Genomic DNA, 17279 nt, shown 5'->3' on the forward strand with positions numbered 1-17279 from the left:
CGATCAGGTCTTCAAATCGTCAAAACCGCCCTTGAGCGCTTGATTGAGGTCGCCGCCTGACGGAGCGGCGACGTGATGAGTTTGAAATATGGAATCTGAGCCATTCGTAATCCACCACACCCAGATCGCGGCGAGGGATGAGGCAATCCCGGCTGCGAGCACCTCCAACGGGTAGGAGCCGGCGAAGAACGGCAGCAGAATCGCTGCAGTGAGAAAAAGGAACAGGATCATGATCGCGAAAGCTATCATCACCTTGTCGCTAGTATTGGCGGAGCTGAGGATGAGCTGGAGACTCGTGGATCCAATCAACGTTGGAAAAAATGTGAGAATGGCTGTGATCACCCCTGTGAGGGCTGGGGGAACTGGGATCGCTCCTGTGACAGCTGGGGGTGTTTGGGCGACGGTCAAGCGTAAGAGTTCCGCCCAGATCCCCAGTCCGCCGAACAAGACGATGCCGATCAAAACATACACTACGAAGGGAAAGCTCTTGATCGGGCCAACCGTACGCTTGCCGAGTTGTTCAATCAGGTAGGGCCAATCGCCCTGCTTCTCCGGAATGATCGCCGCGTCTGCCAATTCGGTGCTCCCTCGCGCGCAAGTGGCGCGCCCCGCTGCTATCAAGCACGCCGCCTGGACGGTCGCAACGTCGCGACCGAGGCGTGTTGTGCGCTACTCGGTGAGCTTGTGGCCTCTTGAGCAGGTGGAGTCGCCGCCGGGTCCTGCCTTCCTGCATTCGAGAAGGCTTGGTAATATTGGACGGCGCTATGCAAAGGTTGGCCGGGATTAGAAGTTGCGGCTCACCCGCAACGTCACTGGGGAAGCTAGGCTTTGCCGATCACGTCGCCCGACGATAGTCCCTCCTTGGATCGGTAAGCCGTCGAGCGCCGACGCCGATCATCCAGTTCAGGAACTGGCTCAGGCTATCGACCTGGTCGTCATGGCGTGCTTTGGGAAAGGCCATCATCTCCCGGCGCAAGTCATCCAGCCACGGGGCCTCCCGTGGCAGACGGGCGGCGCCGGAATAGAGAGGTTCCGAGGCGGCCGCGAACCGCTCCGCCTTTCCCAGGCGAGGCGAGATGGCCTGTCGACCGCAATTCGGAGCGTGGTGCTCTCGCTCGCCAATACAGCGATGGTCGCGGGAAAGGTTATCGAGGATTGCGGGCCCCACACTGGCCTTCTCGACGATGACGAGGTCGGCGTTCCACCGCTTCCGCTCCGATCGGACCCGGGCCAAAAGGTCGGCAAAGGCCAGTCTGACTCGAATGACGTCCAGCAGCTTCCAGCAGGCGCCGTCGTAACCCCAGACCGTGCCGACGGAGTAGTCCGCGGTCGGGGCTTCGGAGTCTGCACAGTCCCAGCTGATCACCAGCCGGCTGAGTTTTCGGCGGCCGTCCAGCGTCCGATAGTCGATGAGGTCATCGTCATGAAACTGGATGCGATCCCAGCGGATGACGTCGCCATCAACAGGAACCGGGTTCTGTTGGTATTGGGTCTCGAAGACGCGGGGCCCGAGGTCGAGGCGGATCTGGTCAAGGACCTCCTTCGATTCCCGCTCTGGATTGAGGACGTCACCGATGCGCCGCATGTGCGTCTTGCCGTGAGCCAAGCGGATGATCTCATCGCGGACGGCGATCGCCGGCAGATCAAGAAGTCTGTAGCCGCCCTTGTTGACCAGGTGGGCCGGGACATCGTCCTCATGCAGACGCTGGGCGATCGAGACCACGGCCCCGGATGCCTTGTCGTTCATGCGGGTGAACAGGGTCTCGTCCACGTATCGCTGCGCCTTGGCGCGAGCCTCGGGAAAGGAGGCGTCGGCGGCCTTCATCAGGTCGTCGATGATTATGAGGTCGGCGCCAAAACCCGTGACGCCGCCTCCGACCCCGACGGCCAGACGACCGCCCCCTTGGATCGTGCGAACCTGGTTGTCGGTGTCCCGGGCGATCGACGACGCCGTCTCGGGGAAGATAGCCCGAAAGAGGCTGGACTGGATCACCTTGCGAAAATCCCGCGAGAGCTCGGACGCCAGATCCTGCCCATAGCTGGCGCAGATGATCCGTAGGGCCGGGTTTCGCCCGAGCATCCATGCGGTGAAGGCGACCGTAGTTGTGATCGACTTCAGATGGCGAGGCGGCACGGTGATCTGCAGCCGGCGATTTGACCCATCGGCGATCTCGGTCAGCGCCTGCACCATCGCGGACACGTACCAGCCCTTCGCCAGGACGACGCCCGGATTGAGCAGGGCGAAGGTCAGTTCCAAGAAGGTCCCGAAGTCGTGCCGGGCGCCCGCGAGCAAGATCTGTTGGGGCGAAAGGCGAGGGGGGCTCACGAGCCCCCCTCCGCGACGTGATCGCGCGCGATACTGGCCAGGATGTCGGCAAACTGGCTCGCGGTCAGTTCGGTCTCAGGTGCGGCCGCGTGATTCAGTGCTCCGCCCTCAGGAGCAGTCGCCGTCTGTCCCCTGACCTTCATTAGCAGGGCGAAAGCCCGCGGGTCGCCATGCGCAGCTTTGTCGACCTGCTGGCGCACCGCCAGTTCGGCCTTCGTAAGCAGTTGCGTCTTACCATTGATGATGACGGCCACTCTTGTCTGCAACTCGTCATCCAGGAGTGTCTGGAAGTTATGGGAGCCCTTCGGACGGCCCTTCGGGTTGCCCGATTGGCCCGCCTTGAACCGGGTCGCCTCGGGAGGCCGGCCGTAGCCGACGGTGTATGTGGTTGGATCGCTCGACATCGCCCGCCTCCATCACGCCGCGATCCGCGTGCGGACCCGCACGCGGCGCTCGGGAAGGGTGATGATCTCCGCCGAGGGCCGAGACTGGCGCTCGATACGGACCTCGCGGAAAGTCTGACCCGTGGACGCCAGCCGGGCCTCGCGGCCGGTGAACTCCTGCCAACGGACCACGCCGACGTCGACGTACCGAGGGTCCAGCTCGGTCGCGAAGCCACGGCGACCCGCCTGTTCCGAGGCGATGATGGTGGTGCCGCTGCCGCTGAACAGGTCAAGGACGGCATCTCCCTTGGCGGTGCAGTCCATGATGGCGTCGCGAACCAGGCCCAGTGGCTTAACCGTCGGATGCATCTCGCGCGCTTTTGCCTTGGCAGCCCCGAAGCCGTTGACGCCCTCATAGGTCCAGACGTTCGAACGATCGCGACCGTGCTTGCCCAACTCAACCCGGTTCAGGTGGGATGCTCCGGGCTTGCGGAACAGGAAGATCAGTTCGTGGCGGGAGCGGTAAAAGCTGCCCATGCCGCCAGCCTTCTTGTCCCAGACGATCAGATTCAGCCGCTCCATCTCCACCGCATTGGCGGCCGCCAACGTGTGTTCAAGATGGCGGTGATCCATGCAGTAGTAGAGGAGGCCTCCGTCGATGAGGTTCTCGCTCGCCCGTCGCATGACCTTGGTCGAGAACTCGGTGAACTCGCCATCCGTCATCTCGCCTGACGCCATGACGAACTCGCCATGCTTGCCGCCGCTGGTGACGTGGCCCGCGACGGCAACGTTGTATGGTGGGTCGGTAAAGACCACCCGGACCTTCTCGCCGGCGAGCAAGGTCTCGAAGCTGTCCGAGGCGGTGGCGTCGCCGCAGAGCAGGCGGCTCTCACCGAGTTCCCAAAGGTCGCCGACGAGGCTGACCACGTCATCGGTCAGGGCCGGGATCGCGTTCTCGCGTGCGTTGCCGCTCTCGCCGCCGAAGATGATGCTGTCGATCTTGGGGGCCGAGAAGCCTGTGAGTTCCAGACTGAAGCTCAGATCCAAGCCGGCCAGCTCCTTCAACTCGACCTTCAGCGTCTCCTGATCCCAACCCGCCAGCTGGCCGAGTTGGTTCTCTGCGATAGCAAAGACACGGCGCTCGGCGTCCGACAGGTGGTTGATCCGGATGCAGGGCACGTCGGTCATGCCAATCAAGCGTGCGGCCTCGACGCGACCCTTGCCGCATACGATCCGGTTCTCCCCGTCGATCAGAACAGGAACGAGAAAGCCGAATTGTCGAATGCTGGCACCCATCACCCAGCACGCTCTTCTTGCGGATCCGGAGTTGGCGACTTCCGAGCACAAGCTCGGCGATGGGCAGGTCCTCGACCGCCAAGCGGACCGAGGGTGGGATTTGTTGGGCGATGGCTTGAGCAGGGTCGGTCGACATGAACTGGTCTCCAGATATGCAGACGCGGATCCGCGATTGCGCGCGCAGGCGCGCTGGCGGAAAGCGCCATTGAGGGAATGGAGAAGGCTATGGAGCCGAGCAGCGCGCGATCACGCGCCGGAATCGACGGCCTTCGGATTGGGGGGAGGGCGCCACGGCACCACAGGGCCTAGCCCAGAACCAGGACCCTCGGGTCCACCAACAAGAACACAATCAAGACTACAGCCACACGGCAACCCCCAGATGGTGAGGCGTAGCCCGAGGACAAGGCGAAGGATCGCTTATTCGACTGGACTATCGCTGCACAGCAAGCGGTAGTGATCCCGCTCCCGCCCGGCACTCCGGGCTTGGCTCAGTAGGGCGCAACCCCGCGCTCTCTGACCAAGGGAACACCGATCATGCCTCGCAAGTCCAAAGCCGAAGCTGCGCCCGTCTCGACGTCCCGCGCCCCATCCAAACTTGATCGCTTGATCGCAATCCTCCTGCCCGAGGACGGGGCCGACATGGCCGCAATGATCGAAGCCACCGGTTGGCAGGCGCATTCGATCCGCGGCGCCCTGGCTGGCGCGCTCAAGAAGAGGGGCCATACCGTCTCAAGCGAGAAGATCGGAGAGCGGCGAATCTGGCGGATCGCCGCACCCGTGGAGGCGGTTCAGTATTGAGCGACCTGCGCGAAACGCTGGCCAGCCTCACCAACTTGGACATCGAGGCGCTTCGTGCGGTGTGGCGGGAGCGGCTCGGCGAGCCGCCCCCGGTGCGCTCGACCGACATTCTCCGCCGGACCCTGGCTGAAGCGCTCCAGATCGAAGCCGCCGGCCAGTCGGTCGCCTTGGACAAGCGGCTGTCTCGCGCGGCCAGCCAACACCGGACGGGAAAGAAGCCCCGGTTGCGAACTTCGACCTTCCACCCGGGATCGACCCTGATCCGGGAATGGCAGGGCGTGCGCCACGAGGTCGAGGTTCGACCGGACGGCTATGTCTGGCAGGGGCAGAGACATGCGAGCCTCTCCAAGGTCGCGCGCCTGATCACCGGGGTTCGCTGGAACGGACCCAGGTTCTTTGGACTGCGTGAGGGAGCCTCGGCATGAGCGCGACTGGCCGCACCCTTCGTTGTGCGATCTACACGCGCAAGAGCACCGAGGAGGGCTTGGAGCAGGACTACAACTCGCTGCATGCCCAGCGCGACGCCTGTGCGGCCTATGTGCTCTCCCAGGCCGGCGAAGGCTGGATCCTTATCCAGGATGTCTATGACGATGGCGGGTTCAGCGGCGGCAACATGGCTCGGCCTGGCCTGAAGCGACTGCTCGATGACGTTGAGGCCGGCCTGATCGATGTAGTGGTGGTCTACAAGGTCGATCGCCTGACCCGCGCCCTGACCGACTTCTCCCGCATCGTCGATGTGCTCGACCGGGCCGGCGCGAGCTTTGTCAGCGTCACCCAGGCCTTCAACACCACAACCTCCATGGGACGCCTGACGTTGAACGTCCTCCTGTCGTTCGCCCAGTTCGAGCGGGAGGTCACGGGCGAGCGGATTCGCGACAAGATCGCGGCTTCCAAGAAACTGGGCATGTGGATGGGTGGAAACCTCCCGTTGGGCTATGACGCCGCCGGCCGCACCCTGACGATCAACGAAGCCGAGGCCCAAACGGTGCGCTGGATTTTCGGGCGCTACCTTGAGGTCGGCTCGGCCCACAAGATCGTCCAGGAGCTTGAGGCGGCGGGTGTCGTATCCAAGAGCTGGTCCACCAAGGCGGGCGTGCTGAGGGGCGGACGCAAGATCGACCGGGGGGCGCTGTTCCACATCCTGCACAATCGGACCTACGTCGGAGAAATCCCCCACAAGAAGACCAGCTACCCCGGCCAACATCCCTCCATCGTGGATCGGGACGTGTTCGATGCGGTCCAGGCGCGTTTGGCCGAGAACGACCTCAAGACGAGAAAGCCCGGTGAGGTGCGGCGGCCTCAGAAAGGTGCGCCGTTCAAGGGCCTGATCTTCGATTCCGCCGGCAATCGCATGACGCCGCTCAAGGCGGCGCGGCCTGGCAAGACCACCTACCGGTACTATGTCTCGAGCCCGATCCAGGCCGGGCGGCGTCAGAACCTGGGCGCCGTGACACGCATCTCGGCCCACATCGTCGAGGAGATCGTGGCCAATCGCCTGCACGAGCTGAAGCTCTGCATCCAGACCGAGGCGTCGCCGGACTGGTCGGCGATCCGTAACCTGATCGACCGCGTCGAGGTTACGAGCGACGCCGTCACCCTCCAGTTCGATGAGGCGATGCTCGAGCGGGCGATCCGTGATCTGGGACCGCAGGACCGGATCTCCGTCGACCGGCTCGAGCGCCGGGGACCCGACCGGATTCTGACCATCCCGGTTCGGGTTGTGAAACGAGGCGGGGCCAAGGTGGCCATCGGGCCGGATGGTCAGTCCGCGATCCATCACCGCGCTACTGACCCTGCGCTCAGCGCGGCCCTGATCCGTGCCGAGGCCTGGAAGCGGCAGCTGCTGACGGGCCAGGCAAAGACCCTGAACCAGATCGCGGAGGCCGAAGGTGTGACCGCGGCCTATGCCGCCCGCACCATCCGCGCGGCCTTCCTGGCCCCGGACCTGAAAGCTGCGATCCTGGATGGCCGCTTGCCGGCCGGCCTGACGCTGGGCGCGGTCACCCGCCAAGAGATGCCCCTCGACTGGGAAGCACAGCGCCGTCTCTACGCTGCCGGCTGAGGCCCAGGCGCGGTATCCCTGATCCGGGGGTTTGCTTCCCTGTTCCCTTAAAAATATTCCCTGTTAGCCCGGAAGAAATTCCCTGTTCCTGTCGTGGGAAAAGATCGCGGCGCTCGCCTGAAGTTCCAGTCGTAGCGGGGTTTTCCGGGTTGCGGCGATGGGCGTTCGGATCGAAAATTTGCGCGATTTCCCTGTACTTCCCTGTTTTCAAGGACGGGCCCAAGCATACGAAAACGACCCGTCGCCGCGCGAACGGAGACGGAGGCGGCAAAAAGGGGGTGTTGCAGGCAAGATCCCGCGATCAGAGACAGGCTGTCTGTCTCCGAGTTCGGCAAAGTCGCGGTAATGTCGGGGTTATTCCCCGGGTTACAGGGACCCGGCAGTTATCCAGGAAGTGCGTGGCGGACAGAGAGGGATTCGAACCCTCGGTAGGCTTTCACCTACACACGCTTTCCAAGCGTGCGCGATCGACCACTCCGCCACCTGTCCGTTTCCACGACGCGCGTGAACGCGCCGGAGGTCGATCCGGCGCGAGGCGAGGCTGATAGAACACCCGGACCCCCTCGGCAAGCGGCGCATGAGGCCCCATATGGAAGAATGATCATTCGACCGGCCGCGTCGGATCGGGAAGGCCCAGCCTTCTGACCGCGGCCTGCCAGGGAGCCCGCCATGTTGTTCGAGAAAACCCACGACCTGCCCACCCCCGCCGAGGCCCTGCCGGGCCGGGCGACGCCCCTGCACACCGACGAGGTCCACCATGTCAGCGGCCGCCCGCTGAAGGGGCCGCATCCGGAGGGGTTCGAGACCGCCATCCTCGGCATGGGCTGTTTCTGGGGGGTGGAGCGGGTGTTCTGGCAACTGCCGGGCGTCTGGGTGACCTCGGTCGGCTATTCGGGCGGGATCACGCCCAATCCGACCTATGAGGAGACCTGCACGGGCCGCACCGGCCACGCCGAGGTGGTGCAGGTGGTCTTCAATCCGAAAGAGATCAGCTACGGCGAGCTGCTGAAGGCCTTCTGGGAGAACCACGACCCGACCCAGGGCATGCGCCAGGGCAATGACGTCGGCACCACCTATCGTTCGGCGATCTACTGGCTGACGGAGGCCCAGAAGGCCGAGGCCGAGGCCTCGCGCGACGCCTACCAGGCGGCCCTGTCGAAAGCCGGGCGCGGGACCATCACCACCGAGATCGCGCCCGCGGGGCCGTACTATTTCGCCGAGGACTATCACCAGGCCTATCTGGCCAAGAATCCGGCCGGCTATTGCGGCATCGGCGGGACGGGGGTGGTCTGTCCCATCGGCGTCGGCGTCGAGGCCTGAGCATGGATCGCGCGGGGGTCGGCAAGGTCTGCCTGGCCCTGCCGGGGGTGACGCTGGATCATCCGTTCGGCGACGACCACGACGCCTACAAGGTCGGCGGCAAGATGTTCGTCATGGTCGGCGGGGGCGGGAGCATCTCCTTCAAGGTCTCCGACATCGCCTATGAGGTGCTGACCGAATCCGGCCACGCCCGCCCGGCGCCCTATATGGCGCGGAACAAATGGGTGAACCTGCCGCAGATCGACGACTGGGCCGACGATGAGCTGGCCGAACACCTGGTCATCGCCCACGGCATTGTGGCGGCGAAGCTGACGAGGAAGGCGCGGGCGGCGCTGGGCCTCTAGTCGGCCGGCCGCGCCTTTTCTTCCACGATCCAGCGGTCCATCCGCTCGTCCAGCAGGGCCATGGGCAAGGGGCCGTCGACCAGCAGGGCGTCATGGAAGCGGCGCACGTCGAACCGGTCGCCCAGTTCCGCTTCCGCCCGCGTCCGCACGCCTCGCAGCCGGATCTCGCCGATCTTGTAGGCCGTGGCCTGGCCCGGCCAGCCGATATAGCGCTGCAGCTCGGTCTCGATGTTCAGCGGAGCCAGGGCCGAGTTGTCGCGGAAACAGGCGCGGGCCTGTTCGATGTTCCAGCCCAGCCAGTGGATGCCGGTGTCCGACACCAGCCGGCAGGCGCGCCACATCTCGTAGCTGAGGCGGCCGAACCGCTCATAGGGCGTGCGGTAGAAGCCCATCTCCTCGCCGAGGAATTCGGAATAGAGGCCCCAGCCCTCGACGAAGGCGGTGACGTCGACGCTGCGGCGGAAATAGGGGCCGTCCTCCGCCTCCTGCTGCAGGGCGATCTGCAGATGGTGGCCGGGCACCGCCTCATGCAGCGTCAGGGCCGGCAGCTCGTAGAGGCCGCGCTGGTCGAGGCTGGAGGTGTTGACCATATAGCCGCCGGCGACGCCGTTCTCCATGGAGCCCGGGTTGTAGCGGCCGGTGGTGTAGTTGGCCTCGATCTCGCGCGGCACCGGGCGCACGCCATAGGGCAGGCGGGGCAGGGTTCCGAACAGGGCGGGCAGGCCGTCGTCGGCCCGTTTGGCCATCTCGGACGCCTTCTCCAGCAGGTCCTCGCGCGTGGTGGTGTAGAACTGGGGGTCCGTGCGCAGGAAGGCGAGGAAGCCGGCGAAGTCGCCGGTCCAGCCGGCGGCGCGCATCTCGACGTCCATGCGGGCCCGGATGCGGGCGACCTCCTGCAGGCCGATGGCGTGAACCTCGTCCGGGGTCAGGTCGGTCGTGGTGTAGCCGCGCACCAGATAGGCGTACATCTCGCGCCCGCCCGGCCGGTGGACCAGACCCAGGGTCTCGGGGGCGCGGGGCAGATAGTCCTCGCGCAGGAACCGCGCCCATTCGCGCCGCTGCGGCATGATTCCCTCCGCCACGGCCCGCGCCGCCCGCTCGCGCAGGGTCGCCTGCTGCGCCGCAGGGATGGAGGCGGGGAGCGTCAGGAACGGCCTGAGCAGCGGGTCCGCTTCGGGGGCCAGCGCCGCCTCGGGTCCGATCAGGGTCAGGGCGTTTTCGACGATGGAGCGCGGCTGGACCAGACCGGTTTCGAGACCGCGGCGGGCGTTGGCCAACGAATCCGCGAAGCTCTTGGGCATGGCCTCCAGCCGGGCGATCCAGGCTTCGGCGTCGGCGACGGTGGCGATGCGGGTGACGCTGGCGAGATAGGCCAGGCCCTGGCCCGGACCGCCCTCGGAGTTGAAGGCGTCGATCCGTCCGGTGTCGAGCGGGATGCGGGCCAGCGAGCGCTGGAGGACATAGGTCAGGAAGGTGTGGTTCAGCCGGTCATCGTCGCCCAGCGAGGCGGCGTCGATCGCGGCCAGCCGGCCGGCGAACTCTCTCAGCACCGGCTCCTGCGCCACTTCGAAGGCGCGCGAGCCGTCGGGCAGGCGCGACAGGGCGGCGCGGTCGCCTTCCATGCCCGCATTGATCGGGTCCACGGCGCGAAGATAGGCCTCATAATCCGCCAGCACCGAGGCGAGGGCCGGATTGCCGGCGTTGCGGGCGGCCTCGGCCTGAACCGGCGCCGGGCTGGCGAAAACAGGGGCCGCGGCGGCGGCGAGCACGGCGACGGCGCAGGCGGTGATGACGCGTTTCATGAGGTCCCTCTCCCGGATCGGGCGGGACTGCACCGGAGCGGAGCCGTCGCGTCAACCGCAGAAGGCGAAGAACCGTTCGATATTCGGCGCGGATTCCGGATGGGGGGCATAGGCCTGCCGTTCGCCATCCAGCCACAGGGCCAGCCAGCCCAGGCGCCGGAAGCGTTGAAACACGGGCGCGTCCGCCGCCGCCTCGGCCGTCAGGAAGACGCCCTCATGCAACTCGGACGGCTCGGACCGCGCCGCGAACCGCTCCGTCTCGCCGCCCGCCTCGAGGTGGATCTCCGGCCTGGCGTCCGGCCCGCCGACGGCGCTCAGCGCCAGCCGTCCGCTGCCCTCGTGGCAATCCAGCCCCAGCCGCAGGTCGTCGCTCTCCGCCAGGCCATAGACCAGGCGGGCCTCTTGTCCGTCGCGATGATAGAACCAGTCGTGGCCGGCGACCGGCGCCGGCGCGCTGGATGAAACGACGGCGGGGCCCGGCTCCGCCGGGGTCTCAACCGTGGCGCAGGCCGCGGCGCCCAGGGCCAGGCCGGTCAGGATGATCAGGACTGGGGCGCGCATCGACGTCTCCCGTGGTCAGCCCGAGCACAGTTCCGCGAACCGGCGCAGCTTGGCAAGATGCGCCGCCGGGATCTCGACCGGCCGACGCTGGTCGCCGACGACGATCGCCAGCCGACCGTCGACGGTGAAGGCGGCGAACACCGGGTGGTCGGTCCGCAGCGCCAGTCTGGTGACGCCTGCTCGCGTGGTCGCCGCCTCGGCGACGGCGGAGGCCTCACCGGAGGTCGCCCGGGCCATACCGCTCAGGGCCGGGCCGTCGTACAGGGTCAGTCGCGCGACGCTGGCGCCCGGATCGCATTCGAGCGTCGTGCGCAGATTTGCGGTGTCGGGCACTTCGTGCGCCAGGACCACCGGATCCGCGTCTGCATAGAGGGTCCAGGTCCAGGCGGGTTCTGGCGGCGGACTCTGTGCGGCCAGAGCCGCGATGGCGAACACGGCGATCATGGCTCAGCCCCGCTGAATGGTCCGTCCACTGTTGTGGTCAGACGCGGTCCGAACCGCAATAGGCGAAAAATTCGTTGATCAGGCGGCGTTCGGCCGGGTCGGCGGACAGTTCGAACTGGCCGGCCTCGGCCTCGACCGTCATTTTGCCGCTTCGGGCCAGCTGCCGCAGGGCCGGATCGCGAACCGAAATTCGCATTTCATCCGCCAGTCCGCCGCTCAGGGGATCGATCGCCGTCCTCATCGACGCCTTGGTCAGGCGCGGGCTGGCCGGTTGGACGTCGCCATAGACGGTCGCCTGGGTCTGACCCTGCTCGCAAGTCATCATCAGAGCCAGTTGGTCGGAGTTTTCAACGCCATACGCCAGCTTGGCCAGCGAACCCTCATGGCTGAGATGCCAGCCCATCGGCGCAGCGCCCGTCTGAACATCAAGGTTGGTCGCCTGCGACCGGGCGGCGAAGGCGATCAGGCCGAGGGCGGCGACGGCTGGAATGGCGATCTTGAGCATCAAGGAATCTCGCGTCTGAAATCCAAACGCCACATTCCATTAACGGTTCACGGCCCCGCTTGGACGCATCCGGACCTGATCCGGGATGTGATGAATTTATCGCGCGTTCGGCGAACGGCCGAACGCCGTCCTGGCCGGGTCGGAAGGTCCCGCAGGCCGAAGATCGCCGCCCAACTAGAACGGACTGAAGCGTTCCACCAGCGACTGGGCCGCGGGCGCGGCCTGGACGCGGCTGATGTCGCCGCGGCCGCCGTAGCTGATGCGGGCCTCGGCGATCTGGGTGTGGGCGATGGTGTTGGCCGAGCTGATGTCCTCCGGCCGCACGATGCCGGCGACGGTCAGTTCGCGCACCTCGCGGTTGGTGCGCACCTCCTGCCGGCCCTGGATGACCAGATTGCCGTTGACCATCACGTCGGTGACGACGGCCGCAATGGTCAGGCTGACCTTTTCGGACCGGTTGACCGAGCCGGAGCCGTTCGAGTTCGACTCGCCTTCCAGCCCGACCAGATTGGCCGGGTCGAATCCGCCGGGGAAGGCCTGGCCGAGGCTGTTCTCGAGGCCGAAGAAATTGGTGATGCCGCCCGAAATGTCGTTGGTGCGGCTCCGCGCCGTCGAATTCTGGGTCTGGGCGCGGTCGTCGATGTCGATGTTGACCGTGACGATGTCGCCGATCCGCCGCGCGCGTTGGTCGCCGAAGAACGTACGGGCCCCGGCGCGCCACAGGCTGTTGGCGCTGGCGGCGCGGTCGGCGTGCTGCTGTTCCGGCGAGGGGAGGTAGGTCTGGCTGGTCGGCATCAGGGCGGCGGGATAGCCGATAGGCGCCAGTTCCGGCCCACGCACGGCCTCGATGGCGGTGGAGCAGGCCCCGAGGGCCAGGGACGAACCCAGGGCGGCGACGGTGGCGATCAGGACGGTACGCATGGAACTGTATCCCTCTATCGGGCGGCGAGTTGTTGGGTGGCGCGGGCTTCCTGACCGGCCGGGCCGGCGAGGGCCAGACCGGGGCCGATGGCGACGGCGTCGATGGTCCGGCCTGACTGCAGGTTGCGAACCGCCAGCCGCTGGCCGACGGCGGCGTTGCCCTCGGCGCGGCCGGTGATGGTCAGGCGGACGCCGCCGACCTCATAGGCGACCTCGACCATGTCGTTGCGGGTGATGACACGCTCGGCCAGCGCGGCGCGGGCGGGCTGGGGACGCGCGGCCACGACGGGCGGAGCGCCCTCGGCGGCGGCTGATCGGGGGACGGGGGCGACCGCGGACGGCGCGGCGGCGGCGTTGCGCACCACCACCCGGCGCAACCCGGACGGATTTGCCCAGTCCAGACCCGATTGACGCGCCAGGCTCTGAAGCTGACCGGCCTCGAAGACGATCGAGGGGCCCGCGCGGGTTCCGACCATGACGTCGGACGCCGACCCCGCGCCGTCGAACAGGTCGCCCAGGGTCACCCGGCCGTCGCTGTCGACCGGATTGGCCTTCAGCGTCACCGGACCCGCGAGCGCGGCGCCGACGGCCATCAGGGCCGTGACGGCCCCGAGGATCAGGGACCTCACGATTTCACCTGCGCGCTGACCGACAGCATCTGGTCGGCCGTGGTGATGACCTTGGAGTTCATCTCATAGGCGCGCTGGGCGATGATCAGGGCGCTGATCTCGGCCACGGCGTCCACGTTCGAGGCCTCGGTATAGCCGTGCAGCAGCTGGCCGAAGCCGACCTCGCCCGGCGTGCCGACATTGGCCGCGCCCGAGGCGGCGGTCTCCATCAGCAGGTTGTCGCCGATGGCTTCCAGTCCCGCCTCGTTGAAGAAGCTGGCCAGCTCCAGCTGGCCGACCACCGAGGGTTCGGTCTCGCCGGCGGTGATGACCTGGACCTGGCCGGACTTGGAGATCGACACATCGACCGCATCCTGGGGGATCGAGATGTTCGGCTGCACGGCATAGCCGTCGTCCGTGACCAGCTGGCCCTCGCCATTCAGGGCGAAATTGCCGGCCCGGGTGAAGGCGGTCTCGCCCGAAGGCAGCAGGACCTGGAAATAGCCGCGCCCGTCGATGGCGACGTCGTAACGGCCTCCGGTCTGGGTGGGCGATCCCTGCTCGGTGATGCGGTAGACGCTGCCGGCCTTGACGCCCGCGCCGATCTGGATGCCGGTCGGAACCACCGTGCCCTGGCTGGACGACTGCGCGCCCATGCGTTCGACGTTCTGGTACAGCAGGTCCTGGAACTCGGCCCGCTGACGCTTGAACCCGACCGTGTTCATGTTGGCGATGTTGTTCGAGATGACCTCGACATTCAGCTGCTGGGCGGCCATGCCCGAGGCTGCGGTTCTGAGCGCGCGCATGTCTCAGTCTCCCTTTCTATGCCCGGCCCAGCCGCTCGACGGCGCGGCGTGACAGGTCGTTGGCGTTTTCGATCATCCGCGTGACGCTCTCGTAGGCGCGCTGGATCTCGATCAGGTTGGTGATCTCAAGGATCGGATTGACGTTGGAGCCTTCCAGCATGCCCTGACGCACGCGGGCGTCGGTCGCCTCGATGGCGGCGGCGTTGGAGGCGTTGCGGTAAAGGCCGTCGCCGCCCTTTTCGAGCGCGGCCAGGGCGTCGAAGCGAACGATCGAAAGCCGGCCGACGGGATTGCCGTTCTGGCTGATCGTCCCGTCGGGGGCCACGGCGGGTTCGCCCAGCGCGCGGTCCAGGATGATTTCGCCGCCGTCGCCCTGGACGACCGCGCCGCCCTCGGTCGTCAGCCGGCCCTCGGGGTCCAGGGTGAAGGCGCCGTCGCGGGTGTAAGCCTCGCCGGCCCCGTCGTTCAGCTTGAAGAAGGCGCCTTCGCCCTCGATGGCGAAGTCCAGATTGCGGCCGGTCTGCTCCAGGGCGCCCTGGCCGTAGTCGCGGCCGATGCCGTTATCCAGCACGAAGCTGACGCCCGGTCGGACAAAGGCGTTGCGGGCCCGCTCGCCGATCTCGGCGCCCAGCAGCAGCTGTTCGACCTTGAAGCCGGTCGTGTCCGCATTGGCGATGTTGTTGGCCACGATGTCGAGCTCGCGGCGCAGCGTCATCTGGCGTGACAGTCCGACATAGGCGGCGTTTTCCACGGGCGGCTCCTTTCGGCCATCCCTTCGCAACGGTCGTGCCAACAGGGTTAATCCAGCGCAGACGGGCGTTTGAGCCGGATTGGCGCTCCGACGACCCGGCAGGATTTGCCGGTTCTTAGCGGCTCGTTAACCAAAAAACGCTCGTATGGGTCGAGAGATTCCCGGGGCGTGGTCCATGTTCAAATTCGGCAAGAAGAAGGGCGCCAAGGAGGGCGGCGACGAGGCCGCCAACCTGCCTGCCGTTGCGGACGCGTCCGGCGCCGAGGGCGAGGACGGCGCTGCGCCGAAGAAGAAGAAAATTCCCCTGCTGTTCGTCGTCATCCCGGCCGCCGTGCTGGTGCTGGGCGGCGGCGGGGGCGCGGCCTTCTTCATGATGCAGCCCAAGGCCGCCTCGGCGGAAGAGGGCGACCACGGCGCGGAGAAGAAGGGCGGCCATGACAAGAAGGCCGAGAAGAAGGGCGGAGGCCACGGCGCGCCCGCCGACGGTCCGGCCGACGCGTCTCTGGGTGTGATCGCGGAGGGCCCGGACGGCGTCACCTTCTTCACCCTTCCGGACATGGTGGTGAACATCCAGGCTCCCGACGGCCGCCCGACCTTCCTGAAACTGAAGCTGACCCTGGAGACCCGCGACGCCCATGTGGCCGAGCAGCTGCAGGCCGAGATGCCGCGGATGCAGGACATGTTCCAGGGCTTCCTGCGCGAGTTGCGGCCTGAGGACCTGGCGGGATCGGCCGGCAGCTTCCAGCTTCGCGCCGAGATCCTGCGTCGCGTCAATCTGATCGCGGCGCCCGGCAAGGTCGACGCCGTCCTGATCGAAGAAATGCTGGTGCAGTAGGCATGACCGACGCGGCCTTCGCTGAAAGCGCCGACCCGTTCGCGGAAGAAACCGGGGCGGACGAAGCGCGTCCGTCCTCCCTGTCCGAACGGGTCCTCAACCAGGATGAGATCGACAGCCTCCTCGGCTTCGATATGGGCGAGGGGGATGACGGCGAACGCACAGGCATTCGCGCCATCATCAACTCCGCCCTCGTCAGCTACGAGCGGCTGCCGATGCTCGAGATCGTCTTTGACCGCCTCGTGCGGCTGATGACGACCTCGCTGCGCAACTTCACCTCGGACAACGTCGAGGTCAGCCTCGACAACATTTCGTCGATCCGCTTCGGCGACTATCTGAACTCCATTCCCCTGCCGGCCATCCTGGCGGTGTTCCGGGCCGAGGAGCTGGACAACTACGGCCTGCTGACGGTCGATTCCAACCTGATCTATTCGATCGTGGACGTGCTGCTGGGCGGCCGTCGCGGCACCGCGGCCCTGCGCATCGAGGGGCGCCCCTACACGACCATCGAGCGGGTTCTGGTCCAGCGCATGGTCGAGGTCGTGCTGGCCGACGCCCGCGCCGCCTTCGAGCCGCTGACGCCGGTGCATTTCAGCCTCGACCGGCTGGAGACCAATCCGCGCTTCGCCGCCATCGCGCGTCCCGCCAATGCGGCGATCCTGGTCAAGCTGCGCATCGACATGGAGGACCGGGGCGGCCGCATCGAACTGCTGCTGCCCTACGCCACCCTCGAGCCCATCCGGAAGATGCTGCTGCAGCAGTTCATGGGTGAGAAATTCGGCCGCGACAACATCTGGGAAGGCCACCTGGCCACCGAGCTCTGGACCACGGAGACCGAGGTGCGGGCGGTGCTGGACGAGCAGCAGCTGCCGCTCTCCAGGGTGCTGGACCTGAAGGTCGGCGACACCCTGATGCTGAACGCCACGCCGGATTCCGACATCTCGGTCCGGTGCGGCTCCATCCCGGTCACGATCGGCAAGATGGGCCGCAAGGGCCAGCATATCGCCGTGCGAATCGAGGCCCCGATCAGCATCGAGGCCGCGACCAGTCTGACCAAGGGAAGACGCTGATGACCGGAATGATTCTCGACGGCGTGCTGATGCTGCTGCTGGTGGCCGCGCTCGGTTACGGCGTGCGGCTGGAAAAGAAGCTTTCGGCCCTCCGCGCCGGCCAGCAGGCCTTCGCCACGGCTGTCACCGAACTGAACGCCGCCGCCGGCCGGGCCGAGGCGGCCCTCGCCAGCCTGCGGGCCTCGGGGCAGGAAACCGACCTGCTGCATGATCGCATCGTCAAGGCCCGGGAGGTGAAGGCCCAGCTGGAAACCCTGATCGCCAAGGCGCCCGATGTCCCGAAGGCGACGCCCCGGGAGGCGCCGCAGCCCGTGCCGGTGGCCGCCCGGGCTCCCGTCCCCGTCACCGCTGAAGACGAGCGGGCGCTGCGCATGGCCGCCCTGGCGGAACGCATCCAGGGCATGTCGCCGGCCACGCGGGCGCCGGCCCCCGTGGCGGCCATCCTCG

Annotated in this window: 20 protein-coding genes and 1 tRNA gene; 8 read left to right on the forward strand and 13 right to left on the reverse strand. The window is 66.8% G+C overall.

Features of this window, described 5'->3' with window-relative positions:
* Positions 1-3: 3 nt before the first annotated feature.
* The 4 genes from QQJ79_RS02260 to QQJ79_RS02275 all read right to left on the reverse strand — a co-directional run bounded on the left by QQJ79_RS02260 (position 4) and on the right by QQJ79_RS02275 (position 4005).
* Positions 4-576: a hypothetical protein gene (locus QQJ79_RS02260; RefSeq protein ID WP_284220663.1), complete on the reverse strand. Its 573-nt coding sequence runs from the start codon at positions 574-576 to the stop codon at positions 4-6.
* Between the two features lie 259 nt (positions 577-835).
* Positions 836-2257, reverse strand: a complete 1422-nt coding sequence (gene terL / locus QQJ79_RS02265) for a phage terminase large subunit (RefSeq protein WP_284220665.1) — start codon at positions 2255-2257, stop codon at positions 836-838.
* A 65-nt stretch (positions 2258-2322) separates the two neighbouring features.
* Entirely contained in the window at positions 2323-2730 is a 408-nt protein-coding gene (locus QQJ79_RS02270; protein WP_284220667.1) for a DUF5681 domain-containing protein, read from the reverse strand.
* 12 nt (positions 2731-2742) lie between these two features.
* Positions 2743-4005 carry a site-specific DNA-methyltransferase gene (locus QQJ79_RS02275; protein WP_284220669.1) on the reverse strand — a complete coding sequence of 421 codons (1263 nt, stop codon included), beginning with the start codon at positions 4003-4005 and terminating at the stop codon, positions 2743-2745.
* Between the two features lie 534 nt (positions 4006-4539).
* Here QQJ79_RS02275 and QQJ79_RS02280 point away from each other — a divergent pair.
* The 3 genes from QQJ79_RS02280 to QQJ79_RS02290 are packed head-to-tail and all read left to right on the forward strand — an operon-like array spanning position 4540 to position 6865.
* On the forward strand, positions 4540-4803 hold the full coding sequence (locus QQJ79_RS02280; RefSeq protein ID WP_284220670.1) for a DUF3489 domain-containing protein: 264 nt from the start codon (positions 4540-4542) through the stop codon (positions 4801-4803).
* A complete protein-coding gene (locus QQJ79_RS02285) occupies positions 4800-5228 on the forward strand; it encodes a DUF2924 domain-containing protein (RefSeq protein WP_284220672.1) in 429 nt (142 codons plus the stop codon). Before QQJ79_RS02280 ends, QQJ79_RS02285 begins: the two co-directional genes overlap by 4 nt.
* Positions 5225-6865 carry a recombinase family protein gene (locus QQJ79_RS02290; protein WP_284220673.1) on the forward strand — a complete coding sequence of 547 codons (1641 nt, stop codon included), beginning with the start codon at positions 5225-5227 and terminating at the stop codon, positions 6863-6865. The genes QQJ79_RS02285 and QQJ79_RS02290 overlap by 4 nt, the downstream gene beginning before the upstream one ends.
* 399 nt (positions 6866-7264) lie before the next feature.
* On the opposite strand, the gene QQJ79_RS02295 is transcribed toward QQJ79_RS02290, so the two are convergent.
* Positions 7265-7354: transfer RNA gene (locus QQJ79_RS02295), tRNA-Ser, on the reverse strand.
* A gap of 180 nt (positions 7355-7534) precedes the next feature.
* Here QQJ79_RS02295 and msrA point away from each other — a divergent pair.
* A complete protein-coding gene (msrA, locus tag QQJ79_RS02300; protein ID WP_284220679.1) occupies positions 7535-8185 on the forward strand; it encodes a peptide-methionine (S)-S-oxide reductase MsrA in 651 nt (216 codons plus the stop codon).
* A gap of 2 nt (positions 8186-8187) precedes the next feature.
* Positions 8188-8529, forward strand: coding sequence for an MmcQ/YjbR family DNA-binding protein (locus tag QQJ79_RS02305; RefSeq protein WP_284220681.1), 342 nt, complete (start codon positions 8188-8190; stop codon positions 8527-8529).
* On the opposite strand, the gene QQJ79_RS02310 is transcribed toward QQJ79_RS02305, so the two are convergent.
* From QQJ79_RS02310 to flgF, 8 genes are all read right to left on the reverse strand, one after another.
* Positions 8526-10331, reverse strand: coding sequence for a DUF885 domain-containing protein (locus tag QQJ79_RS02310; RefSeq protein ID WP_284220682.1), 1806 nt, complete (start codon positions 10329-10331; stop codon positions 8526-8528). The two genes, QQJ79_RS02305 and QQJ79_RS02310, sit on opposite strands and share 4 nt — an antisense overlap.
* A 51-nt stretch (positions 10332-10382) precedes the next feature.
* Complete coding sequence (locus tag QQJ79_RS02315; RefSeq protein WP_284220684.1) at positions 10383-10892, reverse strand: hypothetical protein; 510 nt, start codon at positions 10890-10892, stop codon at positions 10383-10385.
* Between the two features lie 15 nt (positions 10893-10907).
* Positions 10908-11336 (reverse strand): hypothetical protein, encoded by a 429-nt coding sequence (locus QQJ79_RS02320; protein ID WP_284220686.1) that lies wholly within the window; start codon positions 11334-11336, stop codon positions 10908-10910.
* Between the two features lie 37 nt (positions 11337-11373).
* Positions 11374-11841, reverse strand: coding sequence for a hypothetical protein (locus QQJ79_RS02325; protein WP_284220688.1), 468 nt, complete (start codon positions 11839-11841; stop codon positions 11374-11376).
* Between the two features lie 174 nt (positions 11842-12015).
* Positions 12016-12762, reverse strand: a complete 747-nt coding sequence (flgH, locus tag QQJ79_RS02330; RefSeq protein WP_284220690.1) for a flagellar basal body L-ring protein FlgH — start codon at positions 12760-12762, stop codon at positions 12016-12018.
* A gap of 14 nt (positions 12763-12776) precedes the next feature.
* Positions 12777-13391, reverse strand: a complete 615-nt coding sequence (locus QQJ79_RS02335; protein WP_284220692.1) for a flagella basal body P-ring formation protein FlgA — start codon at positions 13389-13391, stop codon at positions 12777-12779.
* Positions 13388-14176, reverse strand: a complete 789-nt coding sequence (gene flgG, locus QQJ79_RS02340) for a flagellar basal-body rod protein FlgG (protein ID WP_284220694.1) — start codon at positions 14174-14176, stop codon at positions 13388-13390. Before flgG ends, QQJ79_RS02335 begins: the two co-directional genes overlap by 4 nt.
* Before the next feature lie 16 nt (positions 14177-14192).
* Positions 14193-14927, reverse strand: a complete 735-nt coding sequence (flgF, locus tag QQJ79_RS02345; protein WP_284220696.1) for a flagellar basal-body rod protein FlgF — start codon at positions 14925-14927, stop codon at positions 14193-14195.
* Positions 14928-15102: 175 nt separating this feature from the next.
* Here flgF and QQJ79_RS02350 point away from each other — a divergent pair, with 175 nt between their 5' ends.
* From QQJ79_RS02350 to QQJ79_RS02360, 3 genes are all read left to right on the forward strand, one after another.
* The gene (locus QQJ79_RS02350) at positions 15103-15762 is read left to right on the forward strand and encodes a flagellar basal body-associated FliL family protein (protein ID WP_284220698.1); all 660 of its coding nucleotides are present in this window, start codon (positions 15103-15105) and stop codon (positions 15760-15762) included.
* Positions 15763-15764: 2 nt separating this feature from the next.
* Positions 15765-16832, forward strand: coding sequence for a flagellar motor switch protein FliM (gene fliM, locus QQJ79_RS02355; protein WP_284220700.1), 1068 nt, complete (start codon positions 15765-15767; stop codon positions 16830-16832).
* The coding region (locus QQJ79_RS02360) for a DUF6468 domain-containing protein (RefSeq protein WP_284220703.1) at positions 16832-17279 on the forward strand (448 nt) is incomplete at its 3' end. The genes fliM and QQJ79_RS02360, both read left to right, overlap by 1 nt.

It is taken from the genome of Brevundimonas denitrificans, from assembly GCF_030160755.1.
In the GTDB taxonomy this organism is placed as follows: domain Bacteria; phylum Pseudomonadota; class Alphaproteobacteria; order Caulobacterales; family Caulobacteraceae; genus Brevundimonas; species Brevundimonas denitrificans.